At 39.4% G+C, this 995-nt stretch carries 2 protein-coding genes and 1 pseudogene; all 3 read right to left on the minus strand.

Annotated features, from left to right (window positions below; all coding sequences use genetic code 11):
- Positions 1-406, minus strand: a pseudogene (locus CBI42_RS10870) (conjugal transfer protein TrbL); the annotation flags it as partial.
- A 16-nt stretch (positions 407-422) separates the two neighbouring features.
- Positions 423-665: a hypothetical protein gene (locus CBI42_RS10875; protein WP_000494028.1), complete on the minus strand. Its 243-nt coding sequence runs from the start codon at positions 663-665 to the stop codon at positions 423-425.
- 20 nt (positions 666-685) lie between these two features.
- Positions 686-995, minus strand: a 310-nt coding sequence (locus CBI42_RS10880) for a type IV secretory system conjugative DNA transfer family protein (protein WP_179211402.1), incomplete at its 5' end; no start/stop codon positions are given.

Below are 995 nucleotides of genomic sequence, written 5' to 3' on the forward strand. Positions count from 1 at the left end.
CGTGAGCCACAATCGAGGCCACTTGTTCAATGGCATGACTCGCAATCCCGATGATGGCTTCTACAATGACGGTAGTGTTGGTAATTACAACTGCGACCATAATATAACTAATCAGCATTGGCGCTAAGGCTTCAAAGGTCATCGCTCCACCAGAGTTAGCAATTTTCTTAGCCATCTTCGAAAATTCTAGGATGAGAACAACCGATAAAATCGCAACTCCAAGGGGCTGCATGACACTTTTAGTAATACTAGACATATAAGTCCAAACGGTTGGATTGTAGTTAGATAGTGATTTAATCAGATCTACCGTAGATTGTAAATCTACATTAAATCCTTCAAATAAATTTTCAGCTGATATTTTTTCAGATGCAAGGTAAACAAAGGGTGAGACTAAACTAAGATTCATGTCATTGTTTATCCTCCTAAATTGAAATCTGGGTTACAAAGGCTCCAGCAGCCCCGACCATAACTCCACCGACAATTTCAAGAATGGCATTCCGAACACCTGGTCCTCCATCTTTAATGTTGGTTGCAAGATTGACAATCCCCACAACAACGAGAAAGGCACCAACGGCAATCAATCCCTTCTGTAACAAAGACATAGCTTGTGCAAACATAGCACTTGCGTCTACTCCATAAACAAAACCTTTAAAATGCGTAAACATGTATTTCCTCTTTTCTATTTTTATTTTAAACTAGATTCAAAAGTTAAATCACGAATTCTAAGGCCTTCAAGATGATTTTCTTGATTTTGATTCAAAGGATTGATTTGATAGTTCCACCACCGTTCATCGCTTTCTTGATTGGCTAGGTACCTCCAGTTTGGATGCTTGGTTGAATTGTATTTTTTGCTTTTAAAGACAGGCATATTGGCAATTCGAACCAAGCATTCATGCCGTTTCATATTTCCGACCTCATCGGGTGTCATTAGATCACGAGAAATCTTTTGATGAGAAAGGGATCCTGAACCTGTCTGGCCAAAGGAACGACTAGTA

Source organism: Streptococcus sp. KR (assembly GCF_002238115.1).
GTDB lineage: Bacteria > Bacillota > Bacilli > Lactobacillales > Streptococcaceae > Streptococcus.

Coding starts and splice junctions, on each gene's coding strand:
- CBI42_RS10875 (WP_000494028.1), bottom strand. CDS start 665: ATGTTTACGCATTTTAAAGGTTTTGTTTATGGAGTAGACGCAAGTGCT.